Source organism: Thiomicrorhabdus indica (assembly GCF_004293625.1).
GTDB lineage: Bacteria > Pseudomonadota > Gammaproteobacteria > Thiomicrospirales > Thiomicrospiraceae > Thiomicrorhabdus > Thiomicrorhabdus indica.
Window position 1 is genome coordinate 1,627,082 of the sequence record NZ_CP033040.1, and the last position, 18,249, is coordinate 1,645,330.

General features: G+C 40.5%; 15 protein-coding genes. 8 read left to right on the forward strand and 7 right to left on the reverse strand.

Features of this window, described 5'->3' with window-relative positions:
- Positions 1-90: 90 nt before the first annotated feature.
- The gene (gene hrpA / locus D9T12_RS07005) at positions 91-4,137 is read right to left on the reverse strand and encodes an ATP-dependent RNA helicase HrpA (RefSeq protein WP_130537501.1); all 4,047 of its coding nucleotides are present in this window, start codon (positions 4,135-4,137) and stop codon (positions 91-93) included.
- A gap of 141 nt (positions 4,138-4,278) precedes the next feature.
- Between hrpA and D9T12_RS07010 the strand changes: the two genes are divergently transcribed.
- Positions 4,279-4,971, forward strand: a complete 693-nt coding sequence (locus D9T12_RS07010; protein WP_130537502.1) for an MBL fold metallo-hydrolase — start codon at positions 4,279-4,281, stop codon at positions 4,969-4,971.
- A 159-nt stretch (positions 4,972-5,130) separates the two neighbouring features.
- Here D9T12_RS07010 and D9T12_RS07015 read toward each other — a convergent pair whose 3' ends face one another.
- Positions 5,131-5,556: an FKBP-type peptidyl-prolyl cis-trans isomerase gene (locus D9T12_RS07015; RefSeq protein ID WP_130537503.1), complete on the reverse strand. Its 426-nt coding sequence runs from the start codon at positions 5,554-5,556 to the stop codon at positions 5,131-5,133.
- Between the two features lie 63 nt (positions 5,557-5,619).
- Between D9T12_RS07015 and dnaQ the strand changes: the two genes are divergently transcribed.
- Positions 5,620-6,318 carry a DNA polymerase III subunit epsilon gene (dnaQ, locus tag D9T12_RS07020; RefSeq protein ID WP_130537504.1) on the forward strand — a complete coding sequence of 233 codons (699 nt, stop codon included), beginning with the start codon at positions 5,620-5,622 and terminating at the stop codon, positions 6,316-6,318.
- Between the two features lie 40 nt (positions 6,319-6,358).
- Here dnaQ and rnhA read toward each other — a convergent pair whose 3' ends face one another.
- Entirely contained in the window at positions 6,359-6,829 is a 471-nt protein-coding gene (gene rnhA / locus D9T12_RS07025) for a ribonuclease HI (protein WP_130537505.1), read from the reverse strand.
- A 22-nt stretch (positions 6,830-6,851) separates the two neighbouring features.
- Positions 6,852-7,661 (reverse strand): methyltransferase domain-containing protein, encoded by an 810-nt coding sequence (locus tag D9T12_RS07030; protein WP_130537506.1) that lies wholly within the window; start codon positions 7,659-7,661, stop codon positions 6,852-6,854.
- A 165-nt stretch (positions 7,662-7,826) separates the two neighbouring features.
- On the opposite strand from D9T12_RS07030, the gene gloB reads away from it, so the two are divergent.
- Positions 7,827-8,648 (forward strand): hydroxyacylglutathione hydrolase, encoded by an 822-nt coding sequence (gloB, locus tag D9T12_RS07035; protein WP_130537507.1) that lies wholly within the window; start codon positions 7,827-7,829, stop codon positions 8,646-8,648.
- A gap of 57 nt (positions 8,649-8,705) precedes the next feature.
- Here the strand turns inward: gloB and D9T12_RS12410 are convergent, their stop codons facing one another.
- Positions 8,706-8,846, reverse strand: a complete 141-nt coding sequence (locus D9T12_RS12410; RefSeq protein WP_165395055.1) for a hypothetical protein — start codon at positions 8,844-8,846, stop codon at positions 8,706-8,708.
- Positions 8,847-8,886: 40 nt separating this feature from the next.
- On the opposite strand from D9T12_RS12410, the gene D9T12_RS07040 reads away from it, so the two are divergent.
- On the forward strand, positions 8,887-10,800 hold the full coding sequence (locus D9T12_RS07040; protein ID WP_130537508.1) for a LysM peptidoglycan-binding domain-containing protein: 1,914 nt from the start codon (positions 8,887-8,889) through the stop codon (positions 10,798-10,800).
- 75 nt (positions 10,801-10,875) lie between these two features.
- A complete protein-coding gene (locus tag D9T12_RS07045; protein ID WP_130537509.1) occupies positions 10,876-12,858 on the forward strand; it encodes a lytic transglycosylase domain-containing protein in 1,983 nt (660 codons plus the stop codon).
- A 475-nt stretch (positions 12,859-13,333) separates the two neighbouring features.
- Here D9T12_RS07045 and cysS read toward each other — a convergent pair whose 3' ends face one another.
- A complete protein-coding gene (gene cysS / locus D9T12_RS07050; RefSeq protein ID WP_130537510.1) occupies positions 13,334-14,701 on the reverse strand; it encodes a cysteine--tRNA ligase in 1,368 nt (455 codons plus the stop codon).
- Positions 14,702-14,871: 170 nt separating this feature from the next.
- Here cysS and D9T12_RS07055 point away from each other — a divergent pair, with 170 nt between their 5' ends.
- The 3 genes from D9T12_RS07055 (at position 14,872) to D9T12_RS07065 (ending at position 16,826) form a co-directional block, all read left to right on the forward strand.
- Positions 14,872-15,459 carry a peptidylprolyl isomerase gene (locus D9T12_RS07055; RefSeq protein WP_130537511.1) on the forward strand — a complete coding sequence of 196 codons (588 nt, stop codon included), beginning with the start codon at positions 14,872-14,874 and terminating at the stop codon, positions 15,457-15,459.
- A 10-nt stretch (positions 15,460-15,469) separates the two neighbouring features.
- Positions 15,470-15,973, forward strand: coding sequence for a peptidylprolyl isomerase (locus tag D9T12_RS07060; protein WP_130537512.1), 504 nt, complete (start codon positions 15,470-15,472; stop codon positions 15,971-15,973).
- A gap of 97 nt (positions 15,974-16,070) precedes the next feature.
- The gene (locus D9T12_RS07065) at positions 16,071-16,826 is read left to right on the forward strand and encodes a UDP-2,3-diacylglucosamine diphosphatase (RefSeq protein ID WP_165395056.1); all 756 of its coding nucleotides are present in this window, start codon (positions 16,071-16,073) and stop codon (positions 16,824-16,826) included.
- Positions 16,827-16,928: 102 nt separating this feature from the next.
- On the opposite strand, the gene D9T12_RS07070 is transcribed toward D9T12_RS07065, so the two are convergent.
- A complete protein-coding gene (locus D9T12_RS07070; protein WP_130537514.1) occupies positions 16,929-18,191 on the reverse strand; it encodes a dicarboxylate/amino acid:cation symporter in 1,263 nt (420 codons plus the stop codon).
- Positions 18,192-18,249 lie beyond the last annotated feature (58 nt).

The window sequence follows — 18,249 nt, forward strand, 5'->3', positions numbered from 1 at the left end:
TTTATGCAAATAATTTGCTTTCCAATAAAGTCATCCATTTTAGACTAGCGCTTTTTTGCAAGTTTATTCAGTCCTAACAGTCAACGGCAACTATAAGGTTTTAAGCCGTTTTTCCAAACGCTGAATTGAAACCGGTTGAATGGTTTTCATTGGCTGAGAAAACAGTGACACACGTAACTCTTCCAGTAACCAACGAATTTCTATGACCTCTTCGTTTTCTTGATAAACCGGATCTTCGGCTAACGACCTAAACTTATCCAAAATAGGCATGATTTGACGAATAGCCACCTGATCTTTATTTGGGTCTTGGTCAATTTTTTCAAGGCGTTTTTGTAATGCACTCAAATATCTAGGAATTTGTAAAAACCATTTTTCGGGCGTTTTTCGGACAAAATCCTTAGAAATTAAGCCATCTAACTGAGCGCGAATATCAGCAATTGAGGCTAAACACCTTGGATTTACCCGGCCGGTTATTTGTTTTGCGACCTGCTGATGTGCTGTAAACAACTCTTTGAGATGTTTTGCAATCTCTTGCGCTTTCTCAATCCATTGCAGGCGCAAATTTTCTAGTGCCGTTTCAAATTCACCCTGCTTGCGTATTAACTCAGGATGCTCGACAATTTTCAATAAAGCTCGATCAATCACCTGTTGAGTCAGTTCTTTACAAGTACCATAAGGTGCATAGCACAAACAGGCTTTTTGCATCGGAAGTTTCGCCTGTAGATATTTTTCCTTATCCTGCAACATTTGACGCAGCAATAAAATCACCGCTTCCCCATGCGCTTTGTTTGCTTGGCTTTCATCAGGAAAGACATCCAGCACAAATTTTAGATCTGAAATTTTAATATCTTTAACAGAATCTTTACCCTCAGGGGTACATGTACCGGCCGGTTGTTGAACGTTTAACGCTGGATAAACCACCATTTGGGCACCATTATGTTTAATGGTTTTTTCCCGAGGTAGCTCTCCAAAATCCCACGTTTGAATCACTTGCATGTTTTTGGAAGATTGCGACTGATGCTTTTGAATCTGCTTTTCAACTAAGTGCTGATAATCCACCTTCAGCTTCTCTAAATCAGTACTTTGTGCCAGTCGTTTTCCTTTGGCATCTTGTAATTCAAAAAATGGCTGTAAATACATTGGCAACTCGACTTGTGCAAAATCCTCCAAACGAACTCGAGTTGTCGCATTGGAAGGCGCACGTCGATTCAATGCCCAAACCAGTTGATTCAAAAAAGGTACCGGCCGGTTATTTTCAGATTTATCCGCTGACATTTCCTGCAATACCAAATTAGCATAATGCGGTGCAGGAACAAATTGTTTACGCACCGATTTAGGCAACGATTTAATCAAATGCGCAATTTTTTCCGGTAGCAGTCCTGGAGTCAGCCACTCGAAAGACTGCGCATCTAACTGGTTCAATTGCGCTAATGAAATTTTAAATACAACGCCATCATTAACCTTTCCGGGTTCAAAGTGGTACTCCACTGGAATCGGGATTTGATTTTTAATTTGAACAGCATCTGGAAATTGCGCCAAACTGCCCGAATCCACCTCTTGTTTGAGAAGCTTCGACTTATCTAAAAATAACGATTTCCAGAGCGTCTCATTTTGCTTGGCTTTCTTCGCCCATTTTTCAAACGCTGGCTTAGAATAAATATGCGAGGGTATGCGTTCAGCATAAAACTGATAAATTTCTTCATCCTCTACCAAAAAGTCAGGGCGACGGAATTTAGCCTCTAAAGCTTCAATTTCTTGTACTAACTTCTGGTTGTGAACGAAAAATTCAACCTTTGAGAACAACTCTCCTTCGACTAAAGCGTGGCGCAGAAAAATCTTATGCGAATCCACTGGATTGATTGGGCCATAGTTACAATGGCGCCGGTTGACAATGGGTAAACCATAAAGAGTAATTGATTCAAATGCTCCAACTTGTCCGGTTTTTTTCTGCCAATGCGGATCGGTATAACTGTGCTTAATCAAATGCTTTGCGATTTTTTCAACCCAGCGAACATCAATCACCGCATTGGTTCGTGCAAACAGCTTTGAGGTTTCAACCAATTCAGCAGACAACAGCCACTTCGGACGTTTTTTGAAAAGCACCGAACTCGGATGAATGAACAATTTTGTGTTCCGAGAACCCAAGTAGGATTTTTCATCCTCACGCATGGCAATATTTCCTAGAAGGCCACTCATTAAAGCGCGATGTAATGCCATGGAGTGCACATCGCTCAGACGTTCAGTGACTTCATTACCTTTTTTCACCTCTTCATATAAATGCAGTTCTCCAACCTTCATACCAATACGTTTTAAACTTTGGGTAAGCTGCATGGTCAAATCATGCCATTCGCGCATTCTTAAATAAGATAAAAAATTTGTCTTACATAATTTACGTAATTTGTTTTGTGAAAGATGACGTCGTTGATGCTCATAAAAACGCCACAAATTCAGATAAAAAATAAAATCCGAACGTTCATCTTCAAACTTTTTATGGGCTTGCCTTGCCGCTTGCATATTCGATTCATTCAAATCACGAGGGTCTTGAATACTGAGCACACTAGCGACAATAATAACTTCTGCCAAAACACCATTTTCTTCACCCGACAACACCATTTTGGCAACACTCGGATCAATTGGCAGCTTGGCAATTTTTCGTCCTTCCGGTGTTAAACGACGCTGTTCATCCAAAGCACCAATTTCTTGCAGTGTTCGATAACCATCGTTAACTGCTTTATCATTCGGCGGCTCGATAAATGGAAAACTTTTAACCTTACCTAATCGCAACTGCGCCATCGTTAACACGACATTCGCTAAAGAGGTTCGATGAATTTCCGGCGAGGTAAATTCTGGTCGGGATTTAAAGTCTTCTTCATCATAAAGTCGAATACAAATCCCTTCTGAAACACGACCACAGCGTCCTTTTCTCTGATTTGCCGAAGCTTGAGATATTTTTTCAATTGGCAGACGTTGAACTTTGGAGCGAACCGAATAGCGACTGATGCGAACCTGACCGGGATCGATGACATACTTTATTCCCGGAACGGTCAAAGAGGTTTCAGCCACGTTGGTACTTAAAATAATTCGACGTTTTTGTGAAAGCTCGAACACTTTATTTTGCTCGGCCATCGACAAACGCGCATAAAGCGGAACAATTTCAGTATTTTTCAGATTCCGTTTGCGAAGCGCTTCAGCGGTTTCTTTGATGTCGCGCTCACCTACTTGGAAAACCAAAATATCGCCAAATGAATCCTCTGAACCTAATTCATCGACTGCATCCACAATGGCGGTAGTCATATCCTGTTCAATTTGATTTCCGGCATCATCTTCATAGCTTGCCAAAGGTCGATAACGGACTTCAACAGGATAGGTTCTTCCAGATACTTCAACAACTGGTGGGCGCTTCCCATTAATCGTAAAATGCTCGGCAAAACGCTCAGTATCAATTGTTGCAGACGTCACAATGACTTTTAAATCCGGTCTTTTGGGCAAAAGTTGCTTTAAAATCCCCAACAGAAAATCGATATTAAGGCTGCGTTCATGCGCCTCATCGATAATAATTGTGTCGTATTGATTCAGGAATTTATCGTTTTGGATTTCAGCCAACAAAATCCCATCAGTCATCACTTTAATCAGAGAATGCTCTTTAGACTGCTCTATAAAACGCACTTGGTAACCGACTAGGTCACCGATTTTACTGCCGAGTTCTTCAGAAATTCGCTCCGCAACAGAACGTGCGGCTAATCTTCTTGGCTGTGTACAACCAATCCTTCCGAAGACACCTAAACCAGCCTCCAAACATATTTTTGGGATTTGCGTAGTTTTCCCAGAACCAGTTTCACCGGCAATCACAACCACTTGATTTTCTTGAATTAAGCGAAGTAAATCGTCTTTTTTGGCTGCTACCGGCAGTTTTTCATCGTATCCAATCACAGGAACACGATTTTTTCGCAATTGCGCAATTTCAATAGATTTCTTTAATCTTTGATTCCAGCTTACCCAATGCTCACTGGTCTGTTTTGCATTTTGCAATTTCTTATCTTTATAAAATTTTGATAGAAAAAATCTATCAGAAATCATTGCATCATTAATATTTTGCACTGAATTTACTGCAGATTGGGTGTTTTCATCGATTGACATAATTTGACTGGTCACTTTTATTAGGCATAATAATAAGCAAACTCTAATACAGGTATAAGTTTAACTTATCCTAGATAAAATTATTATGGTGGCTGAAAAATTTCGGCCAATTATAACAAACTAATACTCGAGGCTTTTGCTATGAAGATTCGTCAACTTTTTGATTACGACACTTGGACGTACACATACCTACTTTGGGATGAAGAAACCATGGAAGCAGCGGTCATTGATTCAGTGATTGAGCAAGTTGATCGTGACATGCAACACATTGAAGAGCTCGGTTTAAAAGTGAAATATCTCCTTGAAACACATATCCACGCTGACCACATCACAGGCGCTGGGCCTTTACGTAAGAAGACAGCAGCTGAAATCGTAGTTCACAAAAACTCTGGTTCGGAATGTGCCGATATTCTTGCGGAAGAAGGCGATACTTTCAAAATTGGCTCGCAAACCATTACGGTCATGCACACACCGGGACACACAAATAACGACATCACTTACCGTATTGACGGTGCAGTATTCACAGGCGATACACTTTTAGTTCGTGACTGTGGTCGAACAGACTTCCAATTAGGAAGCAACGAAGACATGTATCACTCATTGACTCAACGCCTGTTTACACTTCCAGAAGACACAATGGTCTTCCCAGCTCACGATTACAAAGGTTTCACGCAATCGACGATTGGCGAAGAGAAAAGTTTCAATGTCCGAGCAGGTTCTGGCAAATCATTTGAAGACTTTTCAACGATTATGGACAATCTAAACCTCCCAAATCCGAAGCGAATTGACATTTCAGTTCCTGGAAACCTGAAATGCGGAAATCTTGACGACTAACCGACGACCAACCTAAGGGTTTTCGTTTATTTTTAAAATTCTGTTTTTACAGAGCAAAAAGCCCAAGTTTACCGGCCGGTAAACCTGGGCTTTTTTATGGTTTTCTCTAACCTAGCAAAACTAGATGAATTTACTAAGATAAGAAATACTTCAATATATTTAGTGAACTTCTAACACTTCAACTTTATATTCCAAGTTTTGTCCAGCTAATGGGTGATTGCCATCCAAATAAACTTTGTCTTCTTTGATGTCTGTAATTCGGAACAAAACAGGATTGCCATCTGGATCTTCCGTTTCCACGGCTGATCCAATTTCAATTTCCACAGAATCATCAAAATTATCTGGCCCAGCATACACAAGCAAATCGTCCAATACATCGCCATAGGCTTTTTCCGCAGGGATGGTGACTTTTGCCTCAAACCCAGGTTCTTCACCTTCCAAAAATTCTTCAAGGCCTGGAATAATCTCACCTTCACCTTGAATGTATACCACTGGCTCCCCACCAAAAGTTGAATCAAAAATTTCACCGGATTCATTACGTAATTCATAATGAAAAGTCACGCGCGCGCCTTTTGTAATCTTCATACAGCTTATTCCTCAAATGCTTTAAAATAACGCGCAATATTTTAACCTGAAATGGAAAACCGCATGCGCCAAATATTTCTGGATACTGAGACAACCGGCTTCAACCCTCTTGAAGGGGATAGAATCATTGAAATTGGTGCAGTGGAGTTAATCAAACGTAAACTGACGCAAAAAAATTACCATCAATATATAAACCCAGAAAGACCCATTCCAGCAGAAGCGACCGAAGTTCATGGTATTACCGATGAACGTGTTGCCAATGAGCCCAAGTTTGCAGAAATTGTTGACGCCTTTATGGAATATGTAGCGGGAGCTGAACTAATCATTCACAACGCTCCTTTTGATGTTGGCTTTATCAACCATGAACTCTCTATGCTGCAACACAACCGGTGGGGGAAAATCGAAGATCACTGCACAATTACAGACTCGTTAAAACTGGCTCAAAAGCAGTACCCTGGGCAACGGAATTCTTTGGATGCTCTTTGTAAGCGTCTATACATCGACAACACCGCACGTGTTTTTCACGGAGCTTTGCTTGACTCGGAAATCTTAGCTGATGTTTATTTAGGAATGACAGGTGGTCAAGTTGATTTAGGCCTGAGTTTGGAATCCGGTCAATCCAATGAACCTAATATTGAATTGGGACAAATCCAAGCCCAGAGAAAACTCATTGTTCTGCCTGCCACAGATGATGAACTCGCATTACACCAGAAAAAACTTGAAGAGATTTCAAAGAAAAGTGGTAAAGAACTGCATTGGTAAAACGCGATGGCAATCTTAAATCGGCATTCTTCCATTCAATTCAATTTAATTGATCCATCGCTTGATTAGCGAGTTCATCAACACGTTCATTTTCTGGATGGCCGGAATGCCCTTTTACCCAACGCCACTCAACCTCATGCGGTGCAATCGCAGCATCCAACGCCTGCCATAGCTCTTTATTTTTCACAGGTTTATTCGCTGCCGTTTTCCAACCTTTTCGCTTCCAACCGTCAATCCAATGGGTAATCCCATTTTTCACATATTGCGAATCGGTAGTAATAATGACATAGCAGGGTTTTTTCAACGCTTCAAACGCCTTAATAGCCGCCGTCAATTCCATCTGGTTATTGGTGGTATCTTGCCTGCCACCATTCAATTCTTTGGTATGCTCACCAAAACGAAGCAACACACCCCAACCACCTGGCCCCGGATTCCCGCGACAGCCTCCATCAGTAAAAGCCTCTACTTGTGGTAATTCGGAGGAAACGGAATGTTGATTTGCAGATGCCATAGCTTACCTTTGACTTAAAATTTTAGTGGCGTGAATCCCGATTGGAGACGGATGAACGTGATGCCAGTTTGCCGGTTACCGCTTTCCAACGCGGCATTTGCCATTTCAGACCAACTAGCGTCGGGGAGTCTACGCGTTTTTTAGCGACCAAACAATAACTGTTGCCGATGGAAACCCCAAAAATCTTCAATAATTTTTGAAACAGTCTAAACCCCGTTGAAATCCACTTAGCGGAAAAGGAAAGTTGGGAGTAATTGGCTTGCTGTCGGCTCACACCAATACTGGTGAAATGCACAGATTGAATGTCATAACCCAAAACTTTCAGCCACTCTTTTATTTTCTTAGGGCTTTCCAAATTGACATGAACTCGTGAATCATTCTTGGAAATCCAAGGGGTTCGCCATCCTTGTGACCAACTTATATAACCGGCCGGTACAAAACCTGTAATCACTAAATGACCCTCTGGAATCAACATGGCATCTGCTTGTCGCAGCAGATAATGAGGATCTGCAGCAACTTCCAAAGTATGCGGTAAAACTAATACATCCACGCAGTCTTTTCCAATCGGCAGATAATCCAAGTCGGCTTGCACCTTTTGAACTTCCAGAAAACTCACATCGGCCGGTGGCAATTTATAATCAACCAAAACTTTGTGATTCACGCGACTCGCACTACAAATATTTTCGTTGGAAATTCGTCCTAATTGCACCAAAAAAAAACCAAAAAGATTTGGTAAACAACGATTTAAAAGTTGAACCTCTTCTTGATAAAAACAACGGTTTTTTTCTTTCTGGAACCACTCAATTAAATATTCTTGAAAGCCAGAGCTCATAGTTCTCCTCCGTCGCAAAAGGCATTTGCGTATTTAATCGATTATTTATAGGTTTTGCCTGTGAAGCGAACAGTGCAGTTTGATAGTATAACCAACCAAATTGATTCGTGTAGGTTCGTGTCTAAACGCGACAAACTCACAATAATTTCAAAGAAGGTAAACTCTATGGACACCATTCAAACATTTGGCATCCCAGCATTAATCAGCACCTATGAAAACTATATCTGGGCTCTCGTAAAACACGATAAATGTTGGATTATCGACCCAGGTGAAGCCGAGCCAGTTTTGAAATTTTTAACAGATCGTGGTCTCTCTCTGCAAGGCATTTTAATTACTCATCGTCATGGAGATCACATTAACGGTGTTGCTGAACTCAAGCAAGCGTTTACGAATATCATTATTTATGGACCTGAAAAAACGCCTTTTCCATTAATAGAAAATCGCCTAAAAGAAGGTGATAAGGTGACAATTTTTGAGAACTACCCGCTACATGTTCTTGAAACGCCTGGACATACCGAAGATCACATTAGCTTCTACAATAACCAACATCTGTTTTGTGGTGATACCTTATTCAATGCTGGTTGCGGAAGAATTTTAGGTGGCACACCCGAAGAATATGCCAACTCGATTATGAAAATTAACCATTTGCCAGACCAACTTGATTTTTTTTGCGCGCATGAATATACGTCGGATAATCTCAAATTCGCTCGTTTATTTGATCCAGAAAACAACGAGTTAAAAAAACGGGCTCAACAATTTAATACGGATTACCCAAACCGTATTATTGACGCTGCCCCTTCAACACTTCAAGAAGAAAAACAAACCAATCCTTTTATGCGTTTTCACCAAGGCGCAGTTCGTGCCAAACTCGAAGCTCATCTGAAAAAAACGGACACTGGCACGTCCTCTCTCGCGGAATTATTCAACACATTGAGAGGGTTAAAAGATGAATTTGACCAAACAGGTGAATTTACATTACTTTCTTAACCAAGCTAACAGATAGAATCAATAGATGGGTATTGCATGGAAAATCATTGCGTTTACCTATTTTACCGGCCGGTATCGTTCAAAATTTCCCACAAAGCCTGACAGAATCATTAGAATGGATGCTAATTTAAACTTCAACGCATCTGAAGTCATCAACGTCCCAGATGTTTTATGGATTAATTTGAGTTTATCAATCATTACGTCTCGATTTATAAACTCGACGGTCTTTTAAAATCTTATGCACAATTCATTTCCAGCTTTAACGATACCACGTCATTCAAATCCGCTGAAACGCGCCATTTTAATGACTGGATTATTCAGCTCTTTAATCTTGACGCAAGGGTGTAGTTCTCTAACCTCTACGGCACCGGAGACGGGCAAAGCCCAATACAGCACAGCAATCAATTCTGCTCAAACACAACTCATTGCTCAAAAGCCCCTTAATCCTCCTCGCGTGACTGAAACGACAATCAGCAAACAAGAAATTGTGCAGGAACATTACGATATCGTTTGGCCTGAAATCACACCTCACTTCAATCTTGCCAAACAACACATGGGAAAATATGATCGCTTAATTGAGTTTTATCAAAAACGTAAAAAACATTTAGAAGCAAGTTTTTCTCGCTCAGAACCGTATTTTTTCTACATCAAAAACCAAGTCGCCAGTCGAAATATGCCAATGGAAATTGCCTTGCTTCCAGTAGTGGAAAGTGGCTTTATCCCCCGAGCACGCTCGCATAAAAAAGCAGTAGGACTTTGGCAATTCATACCCAGTACTGGCAAAATGTATGGATTAGAACAGAACTGGTGGTTTGATGGCCGAAGTGATCTTGTCAAAAGCACCAAAGCTGCACTCGATTTCTTACAAGACCTTTACAAGCAAAATGATGGTGACTGGCTGTTAGCACTGGCATCTTATAATGCTGGTTACGGTGCCGTTTTAAGAGCTCAAAAACGCTATCGCAAAAAACATCCTCAAACGTCTAAAGATGCACACTTGGATTTCTGGCAACTACAGCCCTTTTTGCCGAAAGAAACTGCACGCTATGTTCCAAAACTTCTAGCCACTGCACATCTTCTAGAATACGCAGATACCTATGGCATCGAAGTCTATCCGGTCGACAATAATGCCCATTTTGAAATTGTCCATTTAAATAAACAAGTTTCACTGAATGCGATCGCTAGTGTTTTGGAAATTTCTAAAGACACCTTACTGGATTTAAACCCAGGATATAGACGAGCAGCTACGCCACCGTTGCAGAACCAAGACAAGCACCATCTGTTACTGCCTATTGATCAAGCGCAAACTTTCAAACAACTGTTTGCAGAAAACCCAGAAAAATTCACCGTTCAATGGCAACGTCACAAGGTTAAATCAGGGGATTACCTCGGAAAAATTGCCAATCAATACGGCACGCGAGTTGCGGCAATCAAACAATTAAATCATCTACGAAATTCCAATATTCGGGTGAATCAGACGTTGCTGATTCCCATTGCAAGTTCGACCTCAAATAAAAAAGATGACACGAAAACTCATAATAAAAACACCAAGCCGACAACAACCGTTGTAAAAGCCTCCGAAATCAACAGCAAGAAAACATCCCTAATGCTTGCCTCTGCGGATGCTTCAAGCCACGCTGGAGAATTTATCAATTACACTGTTAAAAACGGTGATTCACTCTGGAAAATTGCCAACAATTTTTCTGTTTCAGTCAAGGACTTAAAGACTTGGAATAACTTATCCAAAGAGACTCTTCGCCAAAATCAAACATTGAAAATTGCTCAAATAAAAACTTTACCGGCCGGTAAGTCTTCAAAAAAACAAAACACTTTCCGTGTAAAGAAGAGCTATAAAATTCAAAATGGCGACGTGTTATCGGTAATAGCTGAAGATTTTGGGGTGAGTGTTTCTCAAATTAAGAAATGGAATTCACTCACTTCAAACACGATTCGTCCCGGCCAAACGCTGAGCATTTGGCAAGGCCCAGATATGAGCAAGCATAAAGAGTATAAAGTGAAAAATGGCGACAACCTCTGGCTAATTGCCAAAAATCACAAGCTGAGCACCCGAATTCTAGCAAGGTATAATTCGATTTCAATAAACACCACTCTTCGTCCTGGACAAGTTTTAAAAATCCCTTTTAAAATCTAGCACTAGCGGATAACAGCCTCATTCAAATTATTGGGGCTTCCATACGAAGAGGCAAAGCAAAAGAATCTAGACTCTATGAATAGACACTCTATTACCTCTCCAATTCCAACTCGAACGCCTCACTTTCAGGTTACTTTTCTTGGATTGCTGCTTTCGCTATTCATTCTTATCAGCTTTATCCCAAGTCAAGCACATGCAAAGCTCACAAATCAGCAACAAGATTTCCTTGATGCTTGGGAAGCAATCAAAAAAAATGACCGCCCTGCAATCGCCAAATATAAAAAACGCTTAAAAGGTTATCCATTACTCAGTTACATTCAATATCACGACTATCGAAGAAACATAAATAAAACACCTGACACACTTATTCTAGAATTCTTAAACGAAAATCCGAATTATCTCGGCACTTACCTGCGAAATCGTTGGCTAAAAAAATTAGCAAGCCAAAAAAAGTGGAAAACTTTTTTAACCCACTACCAACCTGCAAAATCCATTGACCTTCAATGCCACCACACCAATGCACTTATCGAACGCAACCAAGGTTCAGATCGAAAAACTGCCTTGAGCCAAGCAAAAACGCTTTGGAAATCTCACGCAAAACTTCCAAAAGCGTGTTACCCGATTGATAATTGGTTGAGAAATAATAAATATCTAACCGCAGAAATTGTTTGGCAACGAATCGATTTAGCCATACAAAAACGTCAATTTTCACGGGCGAGAACCTTGATGAAAGACTTGTCTAAAAAAGACCAGTCCATGGTAAAACAATGGATTCGCATTGTCCGAAAACCTTCTCTGATTAAAAAACCATTAGACAAAAAATTAAGTCCTTATGTCGCAAGCCGTGCTTTTGTTCAAGCTGCTAAAAAGCTGGCATCCAAAGACCCTGTTTTAGCCAAAAAACTTTTAGATCAATACCAAAAAAATTACCATTTAAGTAAAACGCAAATTCTAGATTTAGAGCGTCGTATTGCGTTACGTGCTGCCTACAAATATAAACCGGCTTCCGAAGAGCTTTTAAATCTTGTTAATACCCAAGGCGATAAAACTGAAGAAACGCTACGCTGGCAAGCTCAAATTGCATTAAAAAAATCGAATTGGCTAGACTTAATGGACGCAATTAATCTTATGCCAAAAGAAATGCAGCAGAAAACGAAATGGCAATATTGGAAAGCGCGCGCATTTGAACAAACCAAACAAAACGATCAGGCACAGAAAATCTATCGTCAACTTGCCAAAAAACGAGACTACTATGGTTTCTTGTCCGCAGATAAAGCGAAATTACCTTACCGCTTCAACCCTAAACCCGTTAGTAAGCTAAACCATGCACAGCTAATAAAAAAATATCCTGCATTGCAGCGTATCAAGGAATTGCTAGCAGTGGACTGGCCTAAAAGCAGTCGTTCCGAGTGGCACCATCTTCTTAAAGAAGCGGATGAAAACGATTTAACAGCCATTGCAGTCATGGCAAGCGAATGGCGCCAACACCCTCAGGCCATTCGCTCACTTGCCGTTGCGAAACAGTGGGATCAATTGGACCTACGTTTTCCAACCCCTCATAAAGAGCCAGTAATGCTGAATGCGGAAAAGAATAAAATCGACCCAGCATGGATTTATGGAATTATTCGCCGTGAAAGTGCTTTTAACCCAGAAACACGCTCTTCTGCCGGTGCCGTCGGATTAATGCAACTTATGCCTAAAACAGCTAAATACATTGGCCAACAAATTGGCGTCAAACAAACAAGCTGGAAACACCTGACCTCAGCAAAAAACAATATCGAACTAGGTAGCGCCTATATGGCTTATCTATCAGAAAGGTATCAAGGAAATATAGTGTTAGCGACTGCGGCATATAATGCAGGTTCTCATCGAGTTAAACGATGGACAAAGGGACAGAAAAACTTTCCGGCAGACCAATGGGTCGATACCATTACATTTAGTGAAACACGTGCCTACGTTAAAGCCGTATTGGAATATACAACTATTTTCAAATCGCGTTTAAATGGCAACTACGACCGTTTGCGCGATATTATGCCAACAATTAGCGAATCAAAATAACCCACAAAAGAGCAAGCCTTTATTTGTAACGACCAATCACTCTCCTCTCCCGCCACTATAATTAAGTTAAAATACGTACTGAATACGTAATCCAAACTTTTAAGACAAAAAAAACCCCAGCACTTCGGCTAGGGTTCAAATCATTATCTCATTAGAAATAATCAGAGGAGGATACTCATGAAGAAACATGAATAAATTTATTTTATATAATCAAAAAACGGAATGCAAGTATAAAATTAAATTTTTATGACACTATAAGCTGAAAACCAAGTGCGCAATCCTTTTTAACTCCCCTCTAACCCTTTGAAATATCATTTAATTCACAGAATCTCAATACTTAAAGATAAAATATATTGCATAAACAGATGCATTTCCAGCGCTTAGATTCAGGAAAAACTATTGCCTTAATAGACTTTAACTATAAATTAATCTTATCAAAGAAGACCTGTAAAACTTTACCGGCCGGTAACATTCATTAAATTTGTCGCCAAGTCGTGCCGTCTGCCGAATCTAATAATTCAATACCTTGCTCTTTTAAATGATCACGAATTTCATCAGAACGAGCAAAATCTTTATTCGCACGCGCTTGTTTACGTTCTTCAATGAATGCTTCGATTTGAGCCTCGTCTAATTCTGAATTAGACGGTTGTGACTGAAAGAATGTTTCAATGTCTTGCTCCAACAGACCGATTTGATTCGACAGCTTGACCAACAATCCGGCAAGCCCTGTATCTCGGGTTTTATTCACCTCTTTGGCCAATTCAAATAATACGGCAAAGGCTTTGGGCGTATTGAAATCATCATTCATGACTTCAACAAATTCTTTTTCAAATTTTGTCCCAGTGGCTGCTTGACCAATCTCAACCCCCTGTAAAGCTGAATACAAGCGAGCGACACTTGCTTTGGCGACTTCCAAATTCTCTTCAGTGTAGTTCACAGGGCTTCGGTAGTGTGATGCAAGCAAGAAATAACGAATCACTTCTGGATGATAAATTTTTAACACTTCGCGGATCGTAAAGAAGTTATTTAAAGACTTCGACATCTTTTCATCATCAATTCGAACAAACCCACAATGCATCCATGTATTCACATAATGTTCACCAGTGGCACACTCTGATTGCGCAATTTCATTGTCATGATGCGGAAAGGTCAAATCCATACCACCGCCATGAATATCAAAATGATTCCCTAAACATTTAGTCGACATAGCAGAACATTCAATATGCCATCCAGGACGACCATTCCCCCAACTTGAATCCCATGCTGGCTCATCAGCTTTGGACGCTTTCCATAAAACAAAATCCATGGGATCTTGTTTAACAGTATTCACTTCAACACGTGAACCGGCCTCAAGTTCATCTAAATGTTTGCCAGAGAGGCGACCATAGTTTTCAAACGCTTTAACTTTGAAATACACATCTCCATTGCTCGCCGGATAAGCAAACCCCTTATCAATCAAACTACCAATCATGCCTTTGATTTCATCCATATGCTCGGTCGCTTTGGGTTCCATATCTGGACGCAACACATTCATTGCCGTTTCATCAGCATGCATCTCTTTAATCATTCGTTCTGTCAGAGACTGGATCGATTCATTATTTTCCAAGGCTCTTTTAATGATTTTGTCGTCAATATCAGTAATATTTCGAACATACTTAACTTCATAACCGAGCGCACGAAGATGCCTAACCACCGTGTCAAAAACTACCATGACACGTGCATGACCAATGTGGCATAAGTCATACACTGTGACCCCACAGACATAAATCCCCACTTGGTTTTCATGAATAGGTTTAAAGACTTCTTTTTGGCGACTTTCGGTATTAAAGATTTGTAAGCTCATTGCTTGCCCTACATTTAATGACGGTTAAAATTCAATGACTCAATGACAGCCAAAAGACTTTTCAAAAGAAAATTTTTGGTGTGAATTCGCTGAAACTATGGCTCATTAGAGTCTAGATGTTAGAATGCCCGATATTGTATAACAACTCCCATTTTAGTTCGGAGGGAATCATGAAAAGACGCCACTTTTTAAAACTGAAACTTGGACTCGCAGCAGGTCTATTATCTATTGCTACATTTGCCCAAGCTGCTGAAAACCCAAAAGTTCTAATAAACACCTCTGAAGGTGCAATTATGCTGGAACTTTACCCTGAAAAAGCGCCGAAAACGGTTGAAAACTTTCTTGGCTATGTCAATGATCGTTTTTACGACGGCACAATTTTTCACCGTGTGATTGGTAACTTTATGATTCAAGGCGGTGGCTTTGATGAAAAAATGAATAAAAAACTGACGAAGGCACCCATTTTAAATGAAGCTGACAATGGCCTTCGTAATCGCATTGGAACCATCGCAATGGCTCGTACTAATGATCCGCATTCAGCCACCGCACAATTTTTTATTAACGTGTCTCAAAATACTTTCCTTGACCATAAAGAAAAATCTTCATCACAAGCTTGGGGATATACCGTATTTGGAAAAGTCATTAAAGGCATGAGTGTGGTAAATAAAATTCGCCAGACCCGTACTGGATTCAAAAATGGTATGGCAGATGTACCGACCCAAACAATTAAAATTTTAAAAGTTCGTCAAGTTAATTAAGGAAAGCTCCATGACAAAAGTTGTTATTGGCACCACAATGGGTGACATCACTGTAGAACTCGATCAAGAAAAAGCACCAATTGGTGCAGAAAACTTTATTCATTATGTAATGGAAGGTTTTTACAACGGCACTCTGTTTCACCGCATTATCCCTAACTTTATGGTTCAAGGTGGCGGAATGCTTCCAGGTATGGAAGATAAAGACGCTGGTGACCCAATTGAAAACGAAGCGGATAATGGCTTGAAAAACGTCCGCGGATCACTTGCTTATGCTCGCACAATGGATCCACACTCTGCAACCACACAGTTCTTTATTAACTTAAAAGATAATTCATTCCTTGATCACACCGGAAAAAACTCTCAAGGTTGGGGATACGCAGTATTCGGTCAAGTCGTAGAAGGAATGGATATTGTTGATGCAATGGCAGGTGTTGACACCACTTCACGTCGCGGCCATCAAGACGTGCCGGTGGAAGACATTTTGATTACTAAAACAACGTTACTTGAAGATTAATTCAATCGTCATTACGTCAAAAAACAGAAAGTATTGTCAGATACTTTCTGTTTTTCGCATTTTCACTACCAAACAATGATTCATTGAGGTTCAAATCTTGACAGCCTCTCACTCTCAACCCAAAACCCTTGCCTTGGTGATTGCAGATATTCACCTGCAACCAAACAACCCAAAACATCCAATCAACCAACATTTTTTGTCTTTTATTCAAAAAGTTGCTCCGAGTAGCTCAAAACTTTATATCTTAGGTGACCTATTCGAAGTCTGGTTGGGCGACGACATTGGCCTGCAAGATTATGCAACGGAACTAAATGCACTCAAATATCTGATTGATTCAGGAACCCAAGTTTTCGTACAGTATGGCAATCGTGACTTTCTAATGAAACAGCGTTTTAGCCAAACAACCGGCATCCAACTATTACCCGATGAGTATCCGGCTGAAATCGGACCGCACAAGCTGTTAATGGTTCACGGTGACCAACTATGCACCTTGGATGAAAATTACCAGAAAATGCGACGCTGGTTTCGTAAGAATTGGGTTCAGTGGCTGTTTCTAAAACTCCCTCAAACACAACGTAAAAAAATTGGCAGTAAAATGCGACAGACTTCGAATTCTACCGGCCGGTCAAAAAGCTCGGAAATGATGGATGCACAAGAATCTGCAATTGTTGCGCTATTAAACCGTTATCCTGATTATCACACACTCATTCACGGTCACACTCATCAACCGAACCACTATGAATTTACGATGAACCAACACTCCTATCATCGCTATGTATTGAGTGATTGGCGACCGCAAACAAATTATCTATCGATTGATTCGCAAAAGATTCAAATCATAAATTTTGAATAACGCATGTATTTTCAATACCTAGAAGCAAAGAAGCCGGTTCAAAATAAACCGGCCGGTAATGTTTTAACAATTTTTAAGCTTTTATAAGTGATTCTTTTTGCCTTAAAAAGTTTTGGTTGTTAAAACATGTTTCTCCCCTTCTGAACGTGCAATCACTGCAGCACCGACTGAATCACTGAACACATTCACAGCCGTTCGCATCATATCCAAAATTCTATCAACGACAAGTAATAACCCAATGGCTTCTGCCGGCAATCCAACCGCCACCAAGATAATTGAAATAGCCACTAGACTTGCAGATGGAATGCCAGCAACCCCGATGGAAGTGGTTAAAGCAATTAACACAATGAGCAATTGTGTACCTAAATCTAAAGGCACACCGAATAATTGCGCAATAAAAATCGCCGCCACACATTCGTAAAGCGCAGTTCCATCCATATTGACTGTTGCACCCAACGGCAAAACAAAACTCGAAACCCGGTTGGAAACGCCTGCGCGATGCTCTAAAGCATTAATCGTAACCGGCAAAGTTGAGGATGAGGAACTGGTAGAAAACGCAGTGAGTAAAGCCGGAGTCATGGCTTGATAATGTAACCAAGGGTTTTTCACGCCTCCTAAAAAACGCAGAATTAGCGGCATGGCAACGGCAAAGTGAATCAACAACGCACCTGTCACTGTGATGAAGAAAAGCGCAAGATTATCAAATTGTTCAAATCCAGTTTTGGCGACCGAAGCCGCAACCAAACCAAACACTCCAATCGGGGCAAACTTCATAATCAAAGTCGTCATCAACATCATGACATCAAAGACACCCTGCCAGAAGTTTTTAAGCGTTTCCGCTCCCCCACCTTTAATTTGCGTCATAAAAAAACCAAACAGCAAACTAAAGAAAATCAGACCGAGCATTTGCCCCTCTGCGGCAGCGTCAACGATATTGGTTGGAATCATACGCAGAAAGACTTCAACCACATCACCGGCCGATTTACCTTCAACCGCAGACATCACGCTTTCTTCAGCAACTATTTCAGGAGGAGGCTCCTCACTTACTCCTGGCTGAATCATATTCACCATTGTTAAACCGATAATAATCGCAATAAAACTGGTAAACAGATAGTAGGATAAAGTTTTAAGCCCTAATCGACCAAAACCACCATTTTCGCCAATGTTTGAAATCCCGGTAATAATTGCAGAAACCACTAGAGGCACGACAATCATTTTCAGAGCATTCAAAAAAAGTGTCCCAATAAAGGTGTAGATGGCTAACCAGTGGATTCCACCAATAGTACCTTCAGTCCCAGTCCAAGTACCCATGATTACCGCCAGAAGTAGCGCAATCAGAATTTGCCAATGCAGAGCAAGTCTCATAGTATCTTCCTTACAAGCTAAATCTAAATTTTAGCTAAAAAAAAAGCGCTTGGAATAA

Coding starts and splice junctions, on each gene's coding strand:
- hrpA (WP_130537501.1), bottom strand. CDS start 4,137: ATGTCAATCGATGAAAACACCCAATCTGCAGTAAATTCAGTGCAAAAT.
- D9T12_RS07010 (WP_130537502.1), top strand. CDS start 4,279: ATGAAGATTCGTCAACTTTTTGATTACGACACTTGGACGTACACATAC.
- D9T12_RS07015 (WP_130537503.1), bottom strand. CDS start 5,556: ATGAAGATTACAAAAGGCGCGCGCGTGACTTTTCATTATGAATTACGT.
- dnaQ (WP_130537504.1), top strand. CDS start 5,620: ATGCGCCAAATATTTCTGGATACTGAGACAACCGGCTTCAACCCTCTT.
- rnhA (WP_130537505.1), bottom strand. CDS start 6,829: ATGGCATCTGCAAATCAACATTCCGTTTCCTCCGAATTACCACAAGTA.
- D9T12_RS07030 (WP_130537506.1), bottom strand. CDS start 7,661: ATGAGCTCTGGCTTTCAAGAATATTTAATTGAGTGGTTCCAGAAAGAA.
- gloB (WP_130537507.1), top strand. CDS start 7,827: ATGGACACCATTCAAACATTTGGCATCCCAGCATTAATCAGCACCTAT.
- D9T12_RS12410 (WP_165395055.1), bottom strand. CDS start 8,846: ATGATTGATAAACTCAAATTAATCCATAAAACATCTGGGACGTTGATG.
- D9T12_RS07040 (WP_130537508.1), top strand. CDS start 8,887: ATGCACAATTCATTTCCAGCTTTAACGATACCACGTCATTCAAATCCG.
- D9T12_RS07045 (WP_130537509.1), top strand. CDS start 10,876: ATGAATAGACACTCTATTACCTCTCCAATTCCAACTCGAACGCCTCAC.
- cysS (WP_130537510.1), bottom strand. CDS start 14,701: ATGAGCTTACAAATCTTTAATACCGAAAGTCGCCAAAAAGAAGTCTTT.
- D9T12_RS07055 (WP_130537511.1), top strand. CDS start 14,872: ATGAAAAGACGCCACTTTTTAAAACTGAAACTTGGACTCGCAGCAGGT.
- D9T12_RS07060 (WP_130537512.1), top strand. CDS start 15,470: ATGACAAAAGTTGTTATTGGCACCACAATGGGTGACATCACTGTAGAA.
- D9T12_RS07070 (WP_130537514.1), bottom strand. CDS start 18,191: ATGAGACTTGCTCTGCATTGGCAAATTCTGATTGCGCTACTTCTGGCG.